This window comes from Geodermatophilus sp. SYSU D00708 (genome assembly GCF_054050115.1).
This window is the reverse complement of the sequence record NZ_JBJGYS010000019.1, coordinates 1-16277: the sequence shown is the minus strand read 5'-3', so window position 1 is coordinate 16277 and position 16277 is coordinate 1. Positions and strand designations below refer to the sequence as shown.

The 16277-nt window shown below is 74.3% G+C and carries 17 protein-coding genes; 9 read left to right on the top strand and 8 right to left on the bottom strand.

Annotation, left to right across the window (positions count from 1 at the left end; translation table 11 throughout):
- Positions 1–780 (bottom strand): putative hydro-lyase, encoded by a 780-nt coding sequence (locus ACI79D_RS16345; protein ID WP_456919496.1) that lies wholly within the window; start codon positions 778–780, stop codon positions 1–3.
- A 63-nt stretch (positions 781–843) separates the two neighbouring features.
- Between ACI79D_RS16345 and ACI79D_RS16340 the strand changes: the two genes are divergently transcribed.
- The 5 genes from ACI79D_RS16340 to ACI79D_RS16320 all read left to right on the top strand — a co-directional run bounded on the left by ACI79D_RS16340 (position 844) and on the right by ACI79D_RS16320 (position 4949).
- Complete coding sequence (locus ACI79D_RS16340) at positions 844–1596, top strand: LamB/YcsF family protein (protein ID WP_456919495.1); 753 nt, start codon at positions 844–846, stop codon at positions 1594–1596.
- Positions 1596–2207: a 5-oxoprolinase subunit PxpB gene (gene pxpB, locus ACI79D_RS16335; protein WP_456919494.1), complete on the top strand. Its 612-nt coding sequence runs from the start codon at positions 1596–1598 to the stop codon at positions 2205–2207. The genes ACI79D_RS16340 and pxpB overlap by 1 nt, the downstream gene beginning before the upstream one ends.
- Positions 2204–3061 (top strand): 5-oxoprolinase subunit C family protein, encoded by an 858-nt coding sequence (locus ACI79D_RS16330; RefSeq protein ID WP_456919493.1) that lies wholly within the window; start codon positions 2204–2206, stop codon positions 3059–3061. The genes pxpB and ACI79D_RS16330 overlap by 4 nt, the downstream gene beginning before the upstream one ends.
- 13 nt (positions 3062–3074) lie before the next feature.
- The gene (locus ACI79D_RS16325; protein WP_456919492.1) at positions 3075–3845 is read left to right on the top strand and encodes an IclR family transcriptional regulator; all 771 of its coding nucleotides are present in this window, start codon (positions 3075–3077) and stop codon (positions 3843–3845) included.
- A gap of 183 nt (positions 3846–4028) precedes the next feature.
- Positions 4029–4949 carry an ABC transporter substrate-binding protein gene (locus tag ACI79D_RS16320; protein WP_456919491.1) on the top strand — a complete coding sequence of 307 codons (921 nt, stop codon included), beginning with the start codon at positions 4029–4031 and terminating at the stop codon, positions 4947–4949.
- Between the two features lie 78 nt (positions 4950–5027).
- Here the strand turns inward: ACI79D_RS16320 and ACI79D_RS16315 are convergent, their stop codons facing one another.
- The 4 genes from ACI79D_RS16315 to ACI79D_RS16300 form a co-directional block, all read right to left on the bottom strand.
- Positions 5028–6110 carry a maleylacetate reductase gene (locus tag ACI79D_RS16315; RefSeq protein WP_456919490.1) on the bottom strand — a complete coding sequence of 361 codons (1083 nt, stop codon included), beginning with the start codon at positions 6108–6110 and terminating at the stop codon, positions 5028–5030.
- Positions 6107–7306: an FAD-dependent monooxygenase gene (locus tag ACI79D_RS16310; protein WP_456919489.1), complete on the bottom strand. Its 1200-nt coding sequence runs from the start codon at positions 7304–7306 to the stop codon at positions 6107–6109. The genes ACI79D_RS16315 and ACI79D_RS16310 overlap by 4 nt, the downstream gene beginning before the upstream one ends.
- Positions 7307–7473: 167 nt before the next feature.
- A complete protein-coding gene (locus tag ACI79D_RS16305) occupies positions 7474–8472 on the bottom strand; it encodes an ABC transporter substrate-binding protein (RefSeq protein WP_456919488.1) in 999 nt (332 codons plus the stop codon).
- A gap of 55 nt (positions 8473–8527) precedes the next feature.
- Complete coding sequence (locus ACI79D_RS16300) at positions 8528–10177, bottom strand: flavin-containing monooxygenase (RefSeq protein WP_456919487.1); 1650 nt, start codon at positions 10175–10177, stop codon at positions 8528–8530.
- Between the two features lie 131 nt (positions 10178–10308).
- Between ACI79D_RS16300 and ACI79D_RS16295 the strand changes: the two genes are divergently transcribed.
- The gene (locus ACI79D_RS16295; protein WP_456919486.1) at positions 10309–11091 is read left to right on the top strand and encodes an IclR family transcriptional regulator; all 783 of its coding nucleotides are present in this window, start codon (positions 10309–10311) and stop codon (positions 11089–11091) included.
- 61 nt (positions 11092–11152) lie between these two features.
- Here the strand turns inward: ACI79D_RS16295 and ACI79D_RS16290 are convergent, their stop codons facing one another.
- From ACI79D_RS16290 to ACI79D_RS16280, 3 genes are read right to left on the bottom strand one after another with little or no spacing between them, the layout of a single operon-like run.
- Positions 11153–11974 (bottom strand): ABC transporter ATP-binding protein, encoded by an 822-nt coding sequence (locus ACI79D_RS16290; RefSeq protein ID WP_456919485.1) that lies wholly within the window; start codon positions 11972–11974, stop codon positions 11153–11155.
- A gap of 55 nt (positions 11975–12029) precedes the next feature.
- Positions 12030–12803, bottom strand: a complete 774-nt coding sequence (locus ACI79D_RS16285) for an ABC transporter permease (RefSeq protein ID WP_456919484.1) — start codon at positions 12801–12803, stop codon at positions 12030–12032.
- On the bottom strand, positions 12803–13666 hold the full coding sequence (locus ACI79D_RS16280; RefSeq protein WP_456919483.1) for an ABC transporter permease: 864 nt from the start codon (positions 13664–13666) through the stop codon (positions 12803–12805). The genes ACI79D_RS16285 and ACI79D_RS16280 overlap by 1 nt, the downstream gene beginning before the upstream one ends.
- A 353-nt stretch (positions 13667–14019) precedes the next feature.
- On the opposite strand from ACI79D_RS16280, the gene ACI79D_RS16275 reads away from it, so the two are divergent.
- From ACI79D_RS16275 to ACI79D_RS16265, 3 genes are all read left to right on the top strand, one after another.
- Complete coding sequence (locus ACI79D_RS16275) at positions 14020–14838, top strand: IclR family transcriptional regulator domain-containing protein (RefSeq protein ID WP_456919482.1); 819 nt, start codon at positions 14020–14022, stop codon at positions 14836–14838.
- Positions 14835–16076: an MFS transporter gene (locus ACI79D_RS16270; RefSeq protein WP_456919481.1), complete on the top strand. Its 1242-nt coding sequence runs from the start codon at positions 14835–14837 to the stop codon at positions 16074–16076. The genes ACI79D_RS16275 and ACI79D_RS16270 overlap by 4 nt, the downstream gene beginning before the upstream one ends.
- A 23-nt stretch (positions 16077–16099) precedes the next feature.
- Positions 16100–16277, top strand: a 178-nt coding sequence (locus ACI79D_RS16265) for a CoA-transferase (RefSeq protein ID WP_456919576.1), incomplete at its 3' end; no start/stop codon positions are given.

Sequence of the window (16277 nt, the reverse complement as noted above, 5' to 3'; positions counted from 1 at the left end):
TCAGGGCAGGCGGTAGGCGGCGTCCGGCACGTCGGTCACGAACATGTGGCCGGGGGCGTGCGTGATGGCGAACCGCGGCCGGGAGGCCATGAGCGCCGCCTGCGGGGTGACCCCGCACGCCCAGAAGACCGGGACGTCGCCCTCGGCGGCCTCGACCGGGTCGCCGAAGTCGGGGCGGCCGAGGTCGGCGATGCCGAGCGCCCCGGGCGGGCCCACGTGCACCGGCGCCCCGTGCACCTCCGGCATCCGAGCGGTGACCTGGACGGCGGTGGTCACCAGCTCGCCCGGGACCGGCCGCATCGTCACCACCAGCGGCCCGGACAGCCGCCCGGCGGGCCGGCAGGCCCGGTTCGTGCGGTACATCGACACGTTGCGGCCCTGCTCGATGTTGCGCACCGGGACACCGGCGTCCAGCAGCGCGGTCTCGAAGCTGAAGCTGCAGCCGACGAGGAACGCGACCAGGTCGTCGGTCCACAGGTCGCTGACGTCGGTCGGCTCCCCGGCCAGCTCGCCGTCCCGCCACACCCGGTAGCGCGGCAGGTCGGTGCGCAGGTCGGCGCCGGGGGCGAGCACGGTGTGCGGCGAGCCGGCGTCGGTGACGTCGAGCAGCGGCACCGGCCGGGGGTTGCGCTGGGCGAACAGCAGGAAGTCGTAGGCCCAGTCCCGCGGCAGGACGACGAGGTTGGCCTGCGCGTAGCCGGGCGCGACCCCGGAGGTGTGCACGGCCGACCCGCCGCGGCAGGCCGCCCGGACCTCGGCCGGGGAGACCGTCAGCGTCATGGCGCCATGCTGCCCCGGCCCGCTCCGGTCGGCAGATCCTCGTCGGATGAGCAGGATGGGCCCGTGGACCTCAACTCCGACCTCGGTGAGGGCTTCGGCCAGTGGCAGCTCGGCGACGACGACGCGCTGCTCGGCATCGTCACCAGCGCCAACGTCGCCTGCGGTTTCCACGCCGGCGACCCGTCGATCATGCGGCGCGTCTGCGAGCGGGCGGCGGAGAACGGCGTGGCCGTCGGCGCGCAGGTCTCCTACCGGGACCTGGCCGGCTTCGGCCGCCGGTTCATGGACGTGGAGCCCGACGAGCTCACCGCCGACGTCCTCTACCAGCTCGGCGCGCTGGAGGGCTTCGCCCGGGTCGCCGGCACGCGGGTGCGGTACGTCAAGCCGCACGGCGCGCTCTACAACACGATCGTGGGCAACGACGAGCAGGCGGCGGCCGTGGTGCGGGCCGTCGTCGAGTACGACCGCACCCTCCCGGTGATGGGCCTGCCCGGCTCGGCCTGGCTCCGGCTGGCCGGGGAGGCCGGGCTGGAGGTCGTCCGGGAGGCCTTCGCCGACCGCGCCTACACCCCCGCGCGGACGCTGGTCCCCCGCTCCCATCCCGGAGCCGTGCTGCACGACCCCGAGGAGATCGCCCGGCGCTGCGTGGCCATGGCCACCGGGGAGCCGATCACCGACGTCCAAGGGGGGATCCTCCACGTGGACCCGGAGTCCATCTGCGTCCACGGCGACACCCCCGGGGCGGTGGCGATCGCCCGGCGGGTGCGGCGCGCCCTCACCGAGGCCGGCATCGAGCTGGCCCCGTTCGCGGCCTGATGCGCGTGCTGCCCAGCGGCTCGGCCGCGCTGCTGGTCGAGCTGGACGGGCTCGACGAGGTGCTCGCGCTGTACGCGGCGCTCACCGAGGACCCGGTGCCCGGCGTGGTGGACGTCGTCCCGGCGGCGCGGACCGTGCTGCTGGTCGTCGACCGCGCGCGCACCGACCTGGCCGCGGTCGAGCGTGCCGTGCGCGACGCCCGGCCCCGCCCCGACCGCCGCGGCACCGGCGAGGAGGTGGAGCTGCCGGTCGTCTACGACGGCGCGGACCTCGGCGACGTCGCCGCACTCCTGGGCGTGTCCCCGGAGGAGGTCGTCCGGCGGCACACCGGCACCGCGTGGACGGTCGCCTTCTGCGGGTTCGCCCCCGGGTTCGGCTACTGCACCCCCGACGGCGAGCCCTGGTCGATACCCCGGCGGGAGACGCCGCGGACCAAGGTGCCCGCCGGGTCGGTCGGGCTGGCCGGGGAGTTCACCGGTGTGTACCCGCGGGAGTCCCCCGGCGGGTGGCAGCTCATCGGGCGCACCGACGTCGCCGTCTTCGACCTGTCGCGGGACCCGGCCGCGCTGCTGCGGCCCGGTGTGCGGGTGCGCTTCGTGGAGCGGACGTGACCCGGACCCTCACGGTGCTCGCGCCGGGCCCGCTGACGACCGTGCAGGACACCGGCCGGCCCGGGCAGGGCGCCCTCGGCATCGGCCGCTCCGGCGCCTGCGACCGGGCGGCGGCCGCGCTGGCCAACCGGCTGCTGGGCAACGACCCCGGCGCGGCGGTGCTGGAGGCGACCCTCGGCGGGCTCGCGCTCCGTGCCGACGCCGACCTGGTCGTGGTCACCACCGGCGCCCGGTGCGCGGGCGGGGACGCCCACAACGCGCCGGTCCGGCTGGCCGCCGGCGCGGAGCTGCGGCTCGGCCCGCCCGGGGCCGGGCTGCGCACCTACGTCGGCGTCCGCGGCGGGATCGCCGTCGAGCCGGTGCTGGGCAGCCGCTCCACCGACCTGCTCTCCGGGCTCGGCCCGCCGGCCGTCTCGGCCGGTGACGTGCTGCCCGTCGGCACCGCGGCCGGCCCGCTGCCGGGGGTCGACCTGGCGCCGGTCGCCGACCCGCCGGGCGGCGAGGTGACGGTGCGCGTGCTGCCCGGCCCCCGCGCGGACTGGTTCCCCGACACCGCGCTCGCCGCGCTCACCGGCACCGCGTGGGCGGTGACCGGCGAGAGCAACCGGATCGGCCTCCGGCTGGACGGGCCCCCGCTGGAGCGCGAGCGCGACGGGGAGCTGGCCAGCGAGGGCATGGTCCGCGGCGCGCTGCAGGTGCCGCCGTCCGGTCTGCCGGTGCTGTTCCTCGCCGACGCCCCGGTGACCGGCGGCTACCCGGTCCTCGCCTACGTCGCCGACGAGGACGTCGACCGGTGCGGCCAGCTCCGGCCGGGGCAGTTCCTGCGGTTCCGGGGGGCGCCTCTCGGCAGATGAGACACTGCTCGCCGTGGGGCGGGTGGCGACGGGCGAGTCGGTGCTCTCGCGCGCCGTCCGGATCCTCGCCGCCTTCTCCGCCGACGAGAAGGAGCTGCAGGTCTCCGAGATCGCCCGCCGCACCGGCCTGCACGTGGCCACCGCGTCCCGACTGGTCGCCGAGCTGGTGACGCACGGGCTGCTGGAGCGGGGGCCCGACCGCCAGGTGCGGGTCGGCGTCCGGATGTGGGAGCTGGCCTCGCGGGCCTCGCTCACCGTGTCCCTGCGTGAGGCGGCGATGCCCTACCTGGAGGACCTGCACGCCGTCGTCGGCCACTCCGCCCAGCTCGGCGTCCGGGACGGCGACGACGTGCTGTTCGTCGAGCGGCTCTCGGCGCGCGACGCCGTCGTCAACTTCTCGCGCATCGCCGGCCGGCTGCCGCTGCACATCTCCTCCTCGGGCCTGGTGCTGCTGGCCTACGGCCCGCCGGAGGTGCAGGCGCGGATCCTGTCCCGCCCGCTGGAGCGGCACACCGCGAACACGATCACCGACCCGGAGCGGCTGCGGGCCACGCTGGCCGACGTCCGCCGGCAGGGCTTCGTCGTCACGCCGGGGCACGTGCACCCGGACGCCGCCGGGGTCGCCGTGCCGGTGCGCAACGGGCTGCAGGAGGTCGTCGCCGCGCTCGCGGTCATCGTGCCCAACGACGGCCGGGCGATGGCCCAGGTGCCGGCGCTGCTGGCGGCGGCCCGCGGCATCACCCGCACCCTCTCCGCCGGCCCGCTGGCCCGCCTCTCGCGCTGACTCTCACTCTTCGAGAGACTGGTGGGCGGGCTGTGACCCGGATCGCATGATCTGCGTCACGTCCGCGAGCCGGGATGGCCCGCGGAGCACCGAGAGGAGACCTCCTTGTCCCCTGCGCCCGGGGTCCTCACCCCCCACGGACGCCCCCGCCTCCACCGCACCGGCCTCGCCCTCGGGTGCGCGATGGCGCTCGCGCTGGCCGCCTGCGGCTCCGACGACGGCGGCGGCGAGGAGGCCTCCGGCGGCGCCGGCGGCACCACCGCGATGACCGTCGGCTACTTCCCACTGGTGCACACCGCCAGCGCGGTGAACGCCGAGGAGACCGGCCTGTTCGAGCAGCAGGGGCTCGACGTCACCCTGGAGCAGACCTCCGGCGGAGCGCAGGCCATCCCGTCGCTGATCGCCGGCGAGTACGACATCACCTACGGCAACTACACCTCGGCGTTGCTGGCGGCCCAGCAGGGGCTGCCGGTCCGCATCATCGCGGGCAACGACGTCGGCGCCGACGACCACGCGATCATGGTCTCCGCCGACGCGCCCTACCAGTCCCCCGCCGACCTGGCCGGGGCGCGGATCGCGGTCAACAACCTGCAGAACATCGGCACCGTGGCGGTCAACGCCGTCCTCGAGGACGCCGGCGTCGACGTCTCCACCATCCAGTTCGTCGAGCTGCCGCTGCCCGACATGGCCCCCGCCCTGGACGCCGGGGACGTCGACGCCATCTGGCAGGTCGAGCCGTTCCAGGCCGCGGCCAAGGCCGCGGGCGCCCGCGTGCTCTTCCCGCTGTTCAGTGGTCCGGTCGAGGACATGCCGGTGGCCGGCTGGCTGACCACCGAGCAGTACGCGCAGGAGAACCCCGAGGCGGTCGAGGCCTTCCGCGGAGCGATGGCCGCCTCGATGGACGAGCTGGCCGGCAACCGCGAGCGGCTGGTCGAGCTGGTGCCCACCTACACCCAGGTGCCGGCCGAGACCGTCGAGCAGGTGGCGCTCCCGGAGTGGGACGCCGAGGTCGACGAGGCGCAGCTGCAGGAGATGGCGGACCTGATGCTGCAGTACGGGATCATCAGCGAGGAGTTCGACGTCCAGACGATGATCGCCGACTGACCCGCGTTCGCGGCGAGATCACGTGATCTCGCCGCGAACCCTCCCGGATGCCGCCGAGATCACGTGATCCCCGGGCCGTCAGCGGTGCAGCGCCGGTGGGGACTCCCCCGCCCAGGCGGCGTGCAGCAGCGCCTCGACGCCCTCGCGGGTCACCGGCCGCGGGTTGGCGTACGGACTCGCCACGGCGAGCTCGGCGATCCGCGGGACGTCCTGCTCCGCCATGCCGAGCTCGGCCAGCGACATCGGCGCCCCCAGCACCCCGGCGAGCTCCCAGAGCGCCCGCGCCGGGTCCGGGACGCCGCCGAGGGCCCGGCTGAGCGCGGTGACCGCCCGGGGCGCGGCCGGCTGGTTGAACGCCAGCGCGTGCGGCAGGACGACGGTGTGCGTGGGCGCGTGCGGCAGGTCCAGCGTGCCGCCGAGGGTGTGGCACAGCTTGTGGTGCAGCGACATGGTGGTCGCGCCGAGCACGGAGCCGCACAGCCAGGACCCGTAGAAGGCGTCGGTGCGGGCGTCCAGGTCGCCGCCGTCGGCCACGATCGCCGGGAGCGCGGCCGTCAGCGCGCGCACCGCCTCCTCGGCCATGAGCGCGACCACCGGGTTGGTGTCCGGGGCATAGAGCCCCTCGACGGCGTGGGCCAGCGCGTTCACCCCGCTGGTCACCGACAGGTCCGGCGGCAGGCCGAGGGTGAGCTCGGGGTCGTAGACCGTGGCCTGCGGCAGCACGCGGGGGTCGCGGCCGGTGCGCTTGGCCCCGCCCTCGGTCAGCCCCCAGACGGGCGTCATCTCCGAGCCGGAGTACGTGGTCGGCACCGCGACCAGCGGCAGACCCGGGTCGAGCGCGAGCGCCTTGCCCAGCCCGATCGCCGAGCCGCCGCCCACGGCGACGCACCCGTCGGCCGCCAGTTCCCGCGCCCGGCCCCGGGCCCGGCCGGCGACCTCCACGGGCACGTGCATGCGGGCCTCGGCGAGGACGCCCACCGCCCGCTCGCCGAGCAGCGCCGCCACCCGCCGTCCCAGGTCCTCGTGGTGTGGACCGCACACCACCACGACCCGGGAGAGCCCCAGCGCGGCCACCTCCTCGGGCAGCCGGTCGAGGACGCCGGCGCCGAAGACCACCCGGGTGGGCAGCGACCGGTGGACGAAGGACAACCGGTCGCTCACGCACCGGCCCCCACGGTCGCGTCCTGCACGTCGCCCCGCGCCGCGGCCTCGGCGTCGTACCCGTACAGCCAGGCGTTGTGGGCCAGGGGGTCGTCGCCGGCGAACGCGTCGTCGCGGGCCCGCTGCTCGGGACCGTCGGGCAGGTGGTGGTGTGCCTGGCGGCCGCGGCTGGACTGCTGCAGCTGGGTCGCCCGCGGGACGCGAACGGCCTCGTAGCGGGCCAGGGCGTCGGGCACGCTGCCGGCGGAGGCCAGGCAGACCGCCAGCGCGGCCGCGTCCTCCACCGCCTGCGCGGCTCCCTGGGCGAAGAACGGGAACATCGGGTGCGCGGCGTCGCCCAGCAGGGCGAGGCGGCCCGAGGTCCAGGTCGGGATCGGCTCGCGGTCCAGCAGGGCCCAGCGGCCGACCTCGCCCGCGGCGGCGATGAGCGCCTCGAGCCGCGGGTCCCAGCCGGCGAACTCCGCCGCGAGGTCCTCGACCCGGCCCCGCGACTCCCACGACTCGACGTCGAAGTCCCCGGCCGGGGAGAAGGCGACGAGGTTGACCAGCCGGCCGCCGGACACCGGGTAGTGCACGAGGTGGTGCCCCGGTCCGAGCCACAGCGTCTGCACCGGACGGCGGGCCAGGTCCGGCGCGGCCTCGGAGGGGACGAGCGACCGCCAGGCGCAGATCCCGGAGTACCGCGGCGGCTCGGGCTGGGCGACCGCGCCGCGGAGCGTGGAGTGGATGCCGTCCGCGCCCACCACGACGTCGGCCGTCCGGGCGGTGCCGTCGGCCAGCACGAGGCGGGCCGTGTCGGCGTCCTGCTCGACCCCGGTGACGCGGGCGCCCAGGTGCAGGGCGTCGGCGGGTACCGCCGAGAGGAGCAGGTCGAGCAGGTCGGCCCGGTGGACCACCCAGGTGTCCTCGCCGTACATGGCGGCCGAGTCGGCCAGGTCCTGGCTGAACAGCACCCGGCCGTCCTCCCACCGGCGGAACTCCCAGCCGACCTCCAGCCGGACGCCGCGTCCCTCGAGGCCGTCGGCGAGCCCGAGCCGGCGCAGCAGGCGCATGAGGTTGGGCGCCACGACCAGCCCCGCGCCGATCTCCCGGTACTGGCCCGCCTGCTCGTGCACCGAGACCTCGATCCCGGCACGGTGCAGGAAGGCGGCCGTGGCCAGCCCCCCGATCCCGCCACCCGCGATGGCCACCCGCATGCCGTCCGCCCTCCCCGTCTGCCGACCCACCCGGCGTACCCGCCGCCGGACGCCCGCGATCCTGCGGCTTCGCACCGGCTCCCCGCCAGGACTCTTCCACCCAGCCGATCGTCGGGGGGCCACGCAACCCCGGTCCCACCGGGACCGGGGTTGCGTGGCCGGGCGGGTCAGTCGCCGCTGACGATCAGCTCGGCGGTGTCCACCTCACCCTCGACCAGTCCGTACTCCCGCATCAGCTCCTCCACCTGGCTGATGCCCTCCGGCTGGTCGTCCTCGGCGAACACGACGGGGTTCAGCCCGGCCGCCACCTCGGGGGTCAGCTGGGTGTACGTCGGGACCACCTCGGCGACCAGGTCGGGCTGCTCGGCGATCCTCGCGATCGCCTCGTCCATGGCGGCCTGGAAGGCGGCGACGGTGTTGGGGTTCTCCGCGGCGAACGGCGCGGAGGTGATCCAGCCGGCCACCGGCAGGTCCTCCGTGGGCCCGGCGAACACGTCGAGCACGAGCTGCGCCTGCTGGGTGTCGGTGCCGATGCTCACGAACGGCTCCACCAGCCACGCAGCGTCGACGTTGCCCGAGGCCATGCCGGGGAGGAACTCCGGCGGCGCGAGCTCGACGAACTCGACGCTGTTCGGGTCGACGCCGTTCTCCTCCAGGGCGGCCCGGGTCGTCAGCTCCATGATGTTGCCGAGGCCGTTGATCGCGATGCGCTTGCCCGCCAGGTCCGCGGGGCTGCTGATCCCGCTGCCCGGCAGCGCGTACACGCCCTGCACGCCGGGACGGTCGTTCTCGCGGACCACCCGCAGCGGCAGCCCCTGCGACGCGGCCTGCACGACCGACACGTAGTTGCTGTAGGCGAACTGGGAGTCCCCGGAGACGAGCCCGGTGATCAGGCCGGCTCCCCCGCCCGCCGCCACCTGCGGGGTCACCGTCAGGCCGTGCTCCTCGAAGAGCCCCTCCTGGACCGCGACGTAGAACGCCGCCACCTCGGCGAACGGCTGCACCCCGACGGTGATCTCCGTCGTCTCCGGCGCCGCGGTCGCGCCGCCGGACCCGCTCGCCGAGGCGGCGGGCTCGTCGGACGAGCCGCCGCAGGCGGCGACGGACGCGGACAGGACGAGCGTGGAGACCGCCAGCGCGAGCCGGGTGGTGGAGGAACGCTTCACTGGATTCCTTCTCTCGGAGGGCAGGTGGACAGGTGGTGCGGGCGGGGGTGGGTCCTCACGTGAACAGGAACCCCTCGTAGTCCTTGGCGGCCACGTCGTCGGCGATCTGCCGGTAGGTGCCGACGCCGCCGACGTAGGGCATGAAGACCCGCGGCTTGCCGGGGGTGTTGGCGCCGAAGAACCAGGAGTTCGGGGAGCGGGGGTAGAGGGTCCGGTGCGCCACCTCGTCGACGTGCTCGACCCAGGCCTGCTCGGCCTCGGCGGTGGCCTCGATCCGCCGCACCCCACGGAGGTCGGCGTCGGCGAGCAACCCGGTGATCCACTCCACGTGCTGCTCGATGCTGTTGACCATGTTGCTGAACACCGAGGGGCTGCCCGGGCCCGCCACGACGAAGAGGTTGGGGAAGCCGGCCGGTGCGACGCCGAGGTAGCTGCGCGGGCCGTGTGCCCACTTCTCCTGCAGGGTGCGTCCCCCCCGGCCCCGGATGTCGATCTTCAGCATGGAGCCGGTCATCGCGTCGAAGCCGGTGGCGAAGATGATCACGTCGAGCTCGTACTCGGCCTCCGAGGTGGCCAGGCCGGTGGGGGTGATCCGCTCGATCGGCGCGTGCCGCACGTCGACCAGGGACACGTTCTCCCGGTTGAAGGTCTCGTAGTAGCCGGTGCCGGAGCACAGCCGCTTGGTGCCGAAGTGGAAGCCCCGCGGCGTGAGCAGCTCGGCCACCGCGGGGTCCGAGACGATCTCCCGGATCTTGCCGCGCACGAACTCGGCGCACTCCTCGTTGGCGGCCGGGTCGACGAGGATGTCGGAGAAGGCCCGCATCATGTACAGGCCGCCCAGCTGCCAGCGCAGCTCGAACTCCCGCTGCCGCTCCTCGGCCGACACCTCCATGGCCTTCTTCGGGTTGCTCAGCTGGTTGTGCCCGAAGCCGGAGACGCGGGCCTTCGCCCGGCGCTCCGGGTACTCCGCCTTCCACTGCCGCTCGACCTCGGCGACCATCGGGTGGTTCTGCGCCGGCATGCAGAAGTTGGCGGTGCGCTGGAAGACCGTCAGGTGCCCGGCCTGCTCGGCCACGAGCGGGATCAGCTGGGTCCCCGAGGACCCGGTGCCGATGACGCCCACCCGCTTGCCGGTGACGTCCACGCCCTCGTGCGGCCAGTCCCCCGTGTGGAACCACTCCCCCTGGAAGCCGTCCAGGCCCTCGATGGCCGGCACCTGGGCGACCGACAGGACGCCGGTGGCGAGCACGCAGTGGCGCGCGGAGACGACGACGCCGTCCTCGGTGCGGACGGTCCACCGATCGGCGGTCTCGTCGAACGTCGCCGCCGCCACCCGGCTGTCGAGCCGGATGTCCCGCCACAGGTCGTGGCGGTCGGCGACGTGGTGGATGTAGCGGAGCAGCTCGGGCTGGGAGGCGTACCGCTCCGACCAGTGCCACTCCTGCTGGAGGTCCTCGTCGAAGGAGTACGAGTAGTCCAGGCTCTCGATGTCGCAGCGGGCGCCCGGGTAGCGGTTGTGGTACCAGGTGCCCCCGATGTCGCTGCCGGCCTCGAAGACCTGCACGCTCCAGCCCAGCTGCCGCAGGCGGTGCAGGGCGTACAGCCCGGCGAAGCCGGCGCCGACCACGACCGCGTCGACCTCCCGCGGCACCCCGGCGTCCTCCGACCCGATCAGGTGCGTGTGCACCTGCTGCTGCTCTGCCACGTGTCGCCTCCCGCACAGTCGTCCTCGAGCGAGCACGACTGTCGCGGCGGCTCCGCGTCCTGACCACGCCACTTCTCGCCTGGCGAGAACCTCGTGGTGGTCGGAGTCACACCCGGTGCGACGATCGCCGGGTGACCGACGCCGCTTCCCGGGAGAACCTGCTCACGCGAGCGGTCCGCATCCTCGAGGCCTTCGACGCCGACCACCCCGCGATGCCGGTCGCCACGCTGGCCCGCCGCGCCGACCTCCCCACGCCGACGACCTACCGCCTGGTCGACCAGCTGGTGGCGCTGGGTGTGCTGGAGCGGGCACCCCACCGCGGGGTGCGCGTCGGGCGGCGGCTGTGGGAACTGGCCTCCCGCTCCTCGGAGACCGTCGGACTGCGGGACGCCGCGATGCCCTACATGGACGACCTGCACGCCGTCGTCAAGCAGCACACGCAGCTGGCGGTCCTCGAGGGCGACGAGGTCCTCTACCTTGAGCGGAAGTCCTCCCGCGGGGCCGAGGTCGTCAACATCACCCGGACCGCCAGCCGGTTGCCGGCGCACGCCTGCTCCTCCGGCCTGGTCCTGCTGGCGCACGCCAGTGCCGGCGCCCAGGAGCGGGTGCTCTCCTCGCCGCTGCGCAGGATGACGCCGATGACGGTGACCGACCCGGCGGAGCTGCGGCGGCTGCTCGCCGAGACGCGCTACCGCGGTCACGCGGTCGTGCGGGGGTGGGTGCACGAGGAGGCGGCCGGGGTGGCGGTCCCGATCTGGGGCCCCGACGGCGAGGTCGTCGCCGCGCTGTCGGTCATCATCCCCTGCGAGGAGGCCCGGTCGGCCGCGGTGATCCCGGCGCTGCTGGCCACCGCGCGCGGCATCGGGCGGGCACTCGCCACGCCCCCGCGGTCGGCCGCGTCACGGCTCGACTGAGCCGGGGACGCCGCGAGCCCGGCACCCCGTGACGGGGCGCCGGGCTCGCGGGCGCTGAGGGTCAGGCCGAGGGCTGGCCGATGACGGCCGGCGCGTGGGTGTCGACCGCGCCGGGCGTCTCCTCCTTCGGCCGGTGGATCTGCGAGTAGACCTGCGCCCGCAGCTCGGCGAAGCGCTGCGAGGAGCGGGTGTGCAGCTGGTCGCGCTCGTCGGGCAGGTCGATGGCGAGGTCCTGGCGGATCACCGTCGGCGAGTTGGACAGGATGAGCACCCGCTGCCCGAGGTAGACCGCCTCGTCGATGTCGTGGGTGACGAACAGCGTGGTCACCTGGAAGCGGTGCCACAGGTCGCGGATGAGGTCCTCGAGGTCGGCGCGGGTCTGCGCGTCGACCGCCGCGAACGGCTCGTCCATGAGCAGCACCTGCGGCTCGTAGGCGATGGCGCGGGCGATCGCCACGCGCTGCTGCATGCCGCCGGAGAGCTGCCACGGGTAGGCGCTGTGCGCCTCCTTGAGCCCGACCGCCGCGATCGACTCCTCGACCAGCTCCTTGCGGCGGGCCGCCGGCACCTTCCGCTGCTTGAGCGGCAGCTCGACGTTCTCACGCACGGTCATCCAGGGGAACAGGCTGCGGCCGTACTCCTGGAAGACGATCGCCATGCCCGGCGGCGGGCCGACGACCTTCTTGCCGTCGAGCACCACCGAGCCCGAGGTGGGCTCCAGCAACCCGGACATGCACTTGAGCAGCGTGGTCTTGCCACAGCCCGAGGGGCCGACCAGGCAGACCAGCTCGCCCTTGTCCAGGGTGAAGGTCAGGTCGCGGACGGCCTCGACCGTCCGGGACTTGCCCTCGTAGACCTTCTTGAGGCCGGTGACCTCGAGCATCGCGTTGCGCCTTCCGTTCGGAGAGTTCAGGAGTGTCGGGGGTGCGGCCGTGCGGTCAGCCGGCGCGCTGAGCGCGGCGCAGGCCGTGGTACCAGGCCAGCCACCGGTTCTCGACGATGCGGAACAGCAGGGAGAGCAGGAACCCGAGCAGGCCGAGCATGAGCATGCCCGCCCACATCTCCGGGATGGCGAAGCTCCGCTGTGCCTGGACGATGGCGAAGCCCAGGCCGTCGCTGGCGGCGAACAGCTCGCTGATCACCATCAGGATGATGGCCACCGACAGGCCCTGCCGCAGGCCGGCGGCGATCTGCGGGCTGGCCGCCGGGAGGATGAGGTGGCGCAGCCGGGCCGCGCCGCTGATCCGGTAGGTGCGGGCGGTGTCGGACAGCACGCTGTCGACCGCGCGCACGCCCTCGGCGGTGTTCAGCAGGATCGGCCACATGCACCCGAACGCGATGACGACGATCTTCATCGTGTTCTCGATGCCGAAGATCAGCATGAGGATCGGGACGATGACCGGCGGCGGGATGGCGCGGAAGAACTCCAGCACCGGCTCCAGCAGGTCCCGCAGCCGCTTGTACGTGCCGATCAGCACGCCGAGGGTGACCCCGATCAGCGCGGCGATGAAGTAGCCGGCCGCCAGCCGCAGCAGGCTGGGCACCACGTCGTTGGCCAGCCGCGGGCCGAACCACTCCTCGACCAGGCTGTCGATGATCCGGGACAGCGGCGGGAAGTAGAAGTCGGTGCTGCTGGCCGACGTGACCCACCACAGCACGAACAGCACGATCGGCAGGGCGAAGGTGAAGCCGATCCGACGCAGGACCCGCATCAGAGGGCCACCTCTCCTCGCTGGGACGGGTGCCAGCTCAGCGCCCGTCGCTCGATGAACCGGAACACCAGGTTGACCGCCACGCCGAGCAGACCGGTGACGACGACCAGCGCGTAGGTGGCGGCGATCGCGCCGCTGCTCTGGGCGACCGCGATCCGGTTGCCCAGACCCGGGTTGCCGATGACCAGCTCGGCGGTCACGGCCAGGATCAGCGCGACCGACGCCGACAGACGCAGACCGGTCATGACGTAGGGCAGCGCCGTCGGCCAGGTGACGTAGCGGATCCGCGCGAGGAACCCGAAGCGGTAGGCGCGGGCGGTGTCCTGGGCGACCGGGTCGACGTCCTGCACGCCGTAGAGCACCTGGATGAGCATCTGCCAGAACGCCGCGTAGACGACCAGCAGCAGCTTGCTCTCGATCTGGGTGCCGAACAGCAGCACCGCCAGCGGGATCAGCGCGACCGACGGGATCGGCCGCAGGAACTCGATGGTGGAGGCGGTGAACTCGCGCAGGAAGTGCGAGCTGCCGATCACGATGCCCAGCACCACACCGGCGACCGCCGCGATGGCCAGGCCCAGGGCCCAGCCCTGCAGCGTGTCCAGCAGCGCCGTCCAGAAGTCCGGCTGCCCCAGCTGGTCGACCAGCGCCGACCCGATCTGCGAGGACGTCGGGAAGAACTGGTTGGGCAGGACGCCGATGCGCGGCAGCACCTCGAACAGCAGGACGAGGACGATGAGGCCGATCGAGCCGAGCACGACCGGCGAGCCGGCGACCGACCGCTTGGCCGGCGGCTTCGGCGCGACGCCGGCGTCGGGGTTGTCGGCGGCCGGCTCGTAGACGGTGACGGGCGCGGAGTCGGTCACGGCCGCGTCACCGCCGGGCCGGCATCCCGGACACCGCTACGGTGGGCCGGCTCGCCAGGGGCGGGGGCCGCGCCGCGGACGGCGGACGACGGCGGCGCGGCCGCGAGGACCGCTGGGGTTCGGAGCATCGGCGCTCTCCCGGGAGCTTCAGGTGGGGGGCCAGCAGTTGTTCGCCCTGCGAACCACTGTTCTTCCTGAGAACGGAAACAGGTGACCCGCCTCACCGTCAAGCCTCAGTTTCGGGACGTGATCCCGCCGTGATGCTGAGTCACGCCTGCTTGCCGAACACCCGTTCACTCTGCGCACAATGTGACGCGGAGCGCAAACCGGCGCTCCACCCCGGGAGGAGCCGCGTGGAGATCGCCGACCTGCCCCAGGACCCCGCCGTCCTGCCGGCACGCGACAGCACGTTCGTGCAGTCGCTCGACCGCGGGCTGGCCGTGATCCGGGCCTTCGACGCCGACCACCCCCGGCTGGGCCTGTCCGAGGTCGCGCGCGCCACCGGGCTGACGCGGGCCGCGGCGCGGCGCTTCCTGCTCACCCTCGTGCAGCTGGGCTACGTGCGGATGGACGGCCGGGAGTTCTCGCTGCGCCCCCGGGTGCTCGAGCTCGGCTACTCCTACCTGTCCGGGCTCACCCTGCCCGAGGTCGCCGAGCCGCACCTGGAGACCCTCGTGTCCCAGGTCAACGAGTCGTCCTCGGTGTCGGTGCTGGACGGCGACGACATCGTCTACGTGGCCCGCGTCCCGACGAAGCGGATCATGACCGTGCTCATCGCGGTCGGCACCCGCTTCCCCGCGCACCCGACGTCGATGGGCCGGGTGCTGCTGGCGGGCCTCCCCCACGCCGAGCTCGCCGCATACCTGCAGCGGGCCGAGTTCACCGTCCACACCGACCGGACGATCACCGATCCGGTCGAGCTGCGGGCCGAGGTGGAACGGGTGCGCCGGCAGGGCTACGCGCTCGTCGACCAGGAGCTGGAGGCCGGCCTCCGCTCGGCGGCCGCGCCCATCCGCAACGCCGACGGCCAGGTGGTGGCGGCGGTCAACGTCTCGGTCCACGCGAGCCGGACGTCGATGCAACAACTGGAGCACGAGCTCGTCCCGAGGCTGCTCGAGACGGCGCGGCACATCGAGCAGGACCTGCTCCAGACCGGGCGCCCGCGGTCGTGACCTCCCCGGAGGAGCACCGGTCCCGCCGGTGGTGGGTCTGGCTCGCGCCCGCTGCGGTCCTCGTCCTCGTCGCTCTCTGCCTGCGCGCGCCCTTCGCCGCGGTCGGCCCGCTGCTGGGCGAGCTCAGTGCCGAGCTGTCGGTGCCGACGTCGGCACTGGCGGTCCTCACCGCGCTCCCGCTGGTCTGCTTCGGCCTGGTGTCGCCCACCGCGCCGGCGCTCGCCGCGCGACTCGGGGTGCACCGCGCCGTCCTGGCGGGGGCGCTCGTCCTCACCGCCGGCGTGGCACTGCGGCTGGCCGGCACCTGGGGGCTCTACGCCGGCACGGTGCTGCTCACCGGCGGGATCGCCGTGGTGAACGTGCTGCTGCCCGCGGCCGTGCGCGCCGAGTACGGCCCGCGCAGCGCACCGGTCCTCGGCGCCACGACGGCGTCCATGGCCCTGTCGGCCAGCCTCGGCGCCGGGCTCGCCCAGCCGCTGGCCGACGCCGCGGGGAGCGCCGTGGGCGGCCTGGCGCTCTGGCTCGCGCCGGTGGCGGTCGTCACCGTCGTCGTCGGCGCGCTGGCCCTGCGCCGACGGGACCCGGTCGGTGCTCCCGCGGCCGCGCGGCTCCCGGTCGCCGCCGTCCTGCGCGACCGCGTGGCCCTCGCGGTGACCGCCTTCATGGGCCTCCAGTCGCTGACCTTCTACGCGATGCTGACCTGGCTGCCCGACGTCCTCGAGGACGACGCCGGGGTCTCCGCGGTGGCCGCCGGTGGACTGCTGGCCCTCGCCGCCGCGGTCGGCGCCCCGTGCGCCCTCGTCGTCCCGCCGCTGGCCGCCCGCCGACCCGGCCAGGTCCCGTGGGTGGTCGGCTGCAGCGTGCCGATCCTGGTCGCGCTCGTCGGCCTGCTCGTGGCCCCGGCCGCGGCGCCGGCGGTCTGGGCGGTGCTGTACGGCCTGGGCACGGGCCTGTGCTTCCCGTTGGCCATGACGCTGGTCCTGGTGCGCACCCGGGACGTCGCGCAGACCGGCCGGCTGTCGGCGGCCGCGCAGAGCGTCGGGTACCTGCTGGCCGCCACCGGCCCCCTGGCCGTGGGCCTGCTGCACGACGCGACCGGCGCGTGGCGGCCGAGCATGGCGCTGTTGCTGGTGCTGCTGGTCCTCCAGGTGGCCGTCGGGGTGTCCGCGGCCCGGCCCCGCCTGGTCACCGAACGGGTGCCGGTGGAGGCCGCGGAGCCCTCCCCCGCACGATCCTGACCGACGACGACAGGAGCTCTCTGGTGGACAAGGTGGTGGGCAGCGCCGCTGAGGCGGTGGCCGACGTGCCCGATGGCGCGGTGCTGGCCGTGGGCGGGTTCGGGTTGTGCGGGATCCCGTACGCGCTGATCGACGCGCTGCTGGACAAGGGCGCCACGGACCTGACCACGATCAGCAACAACTGCGGCGTGGACGACGCCG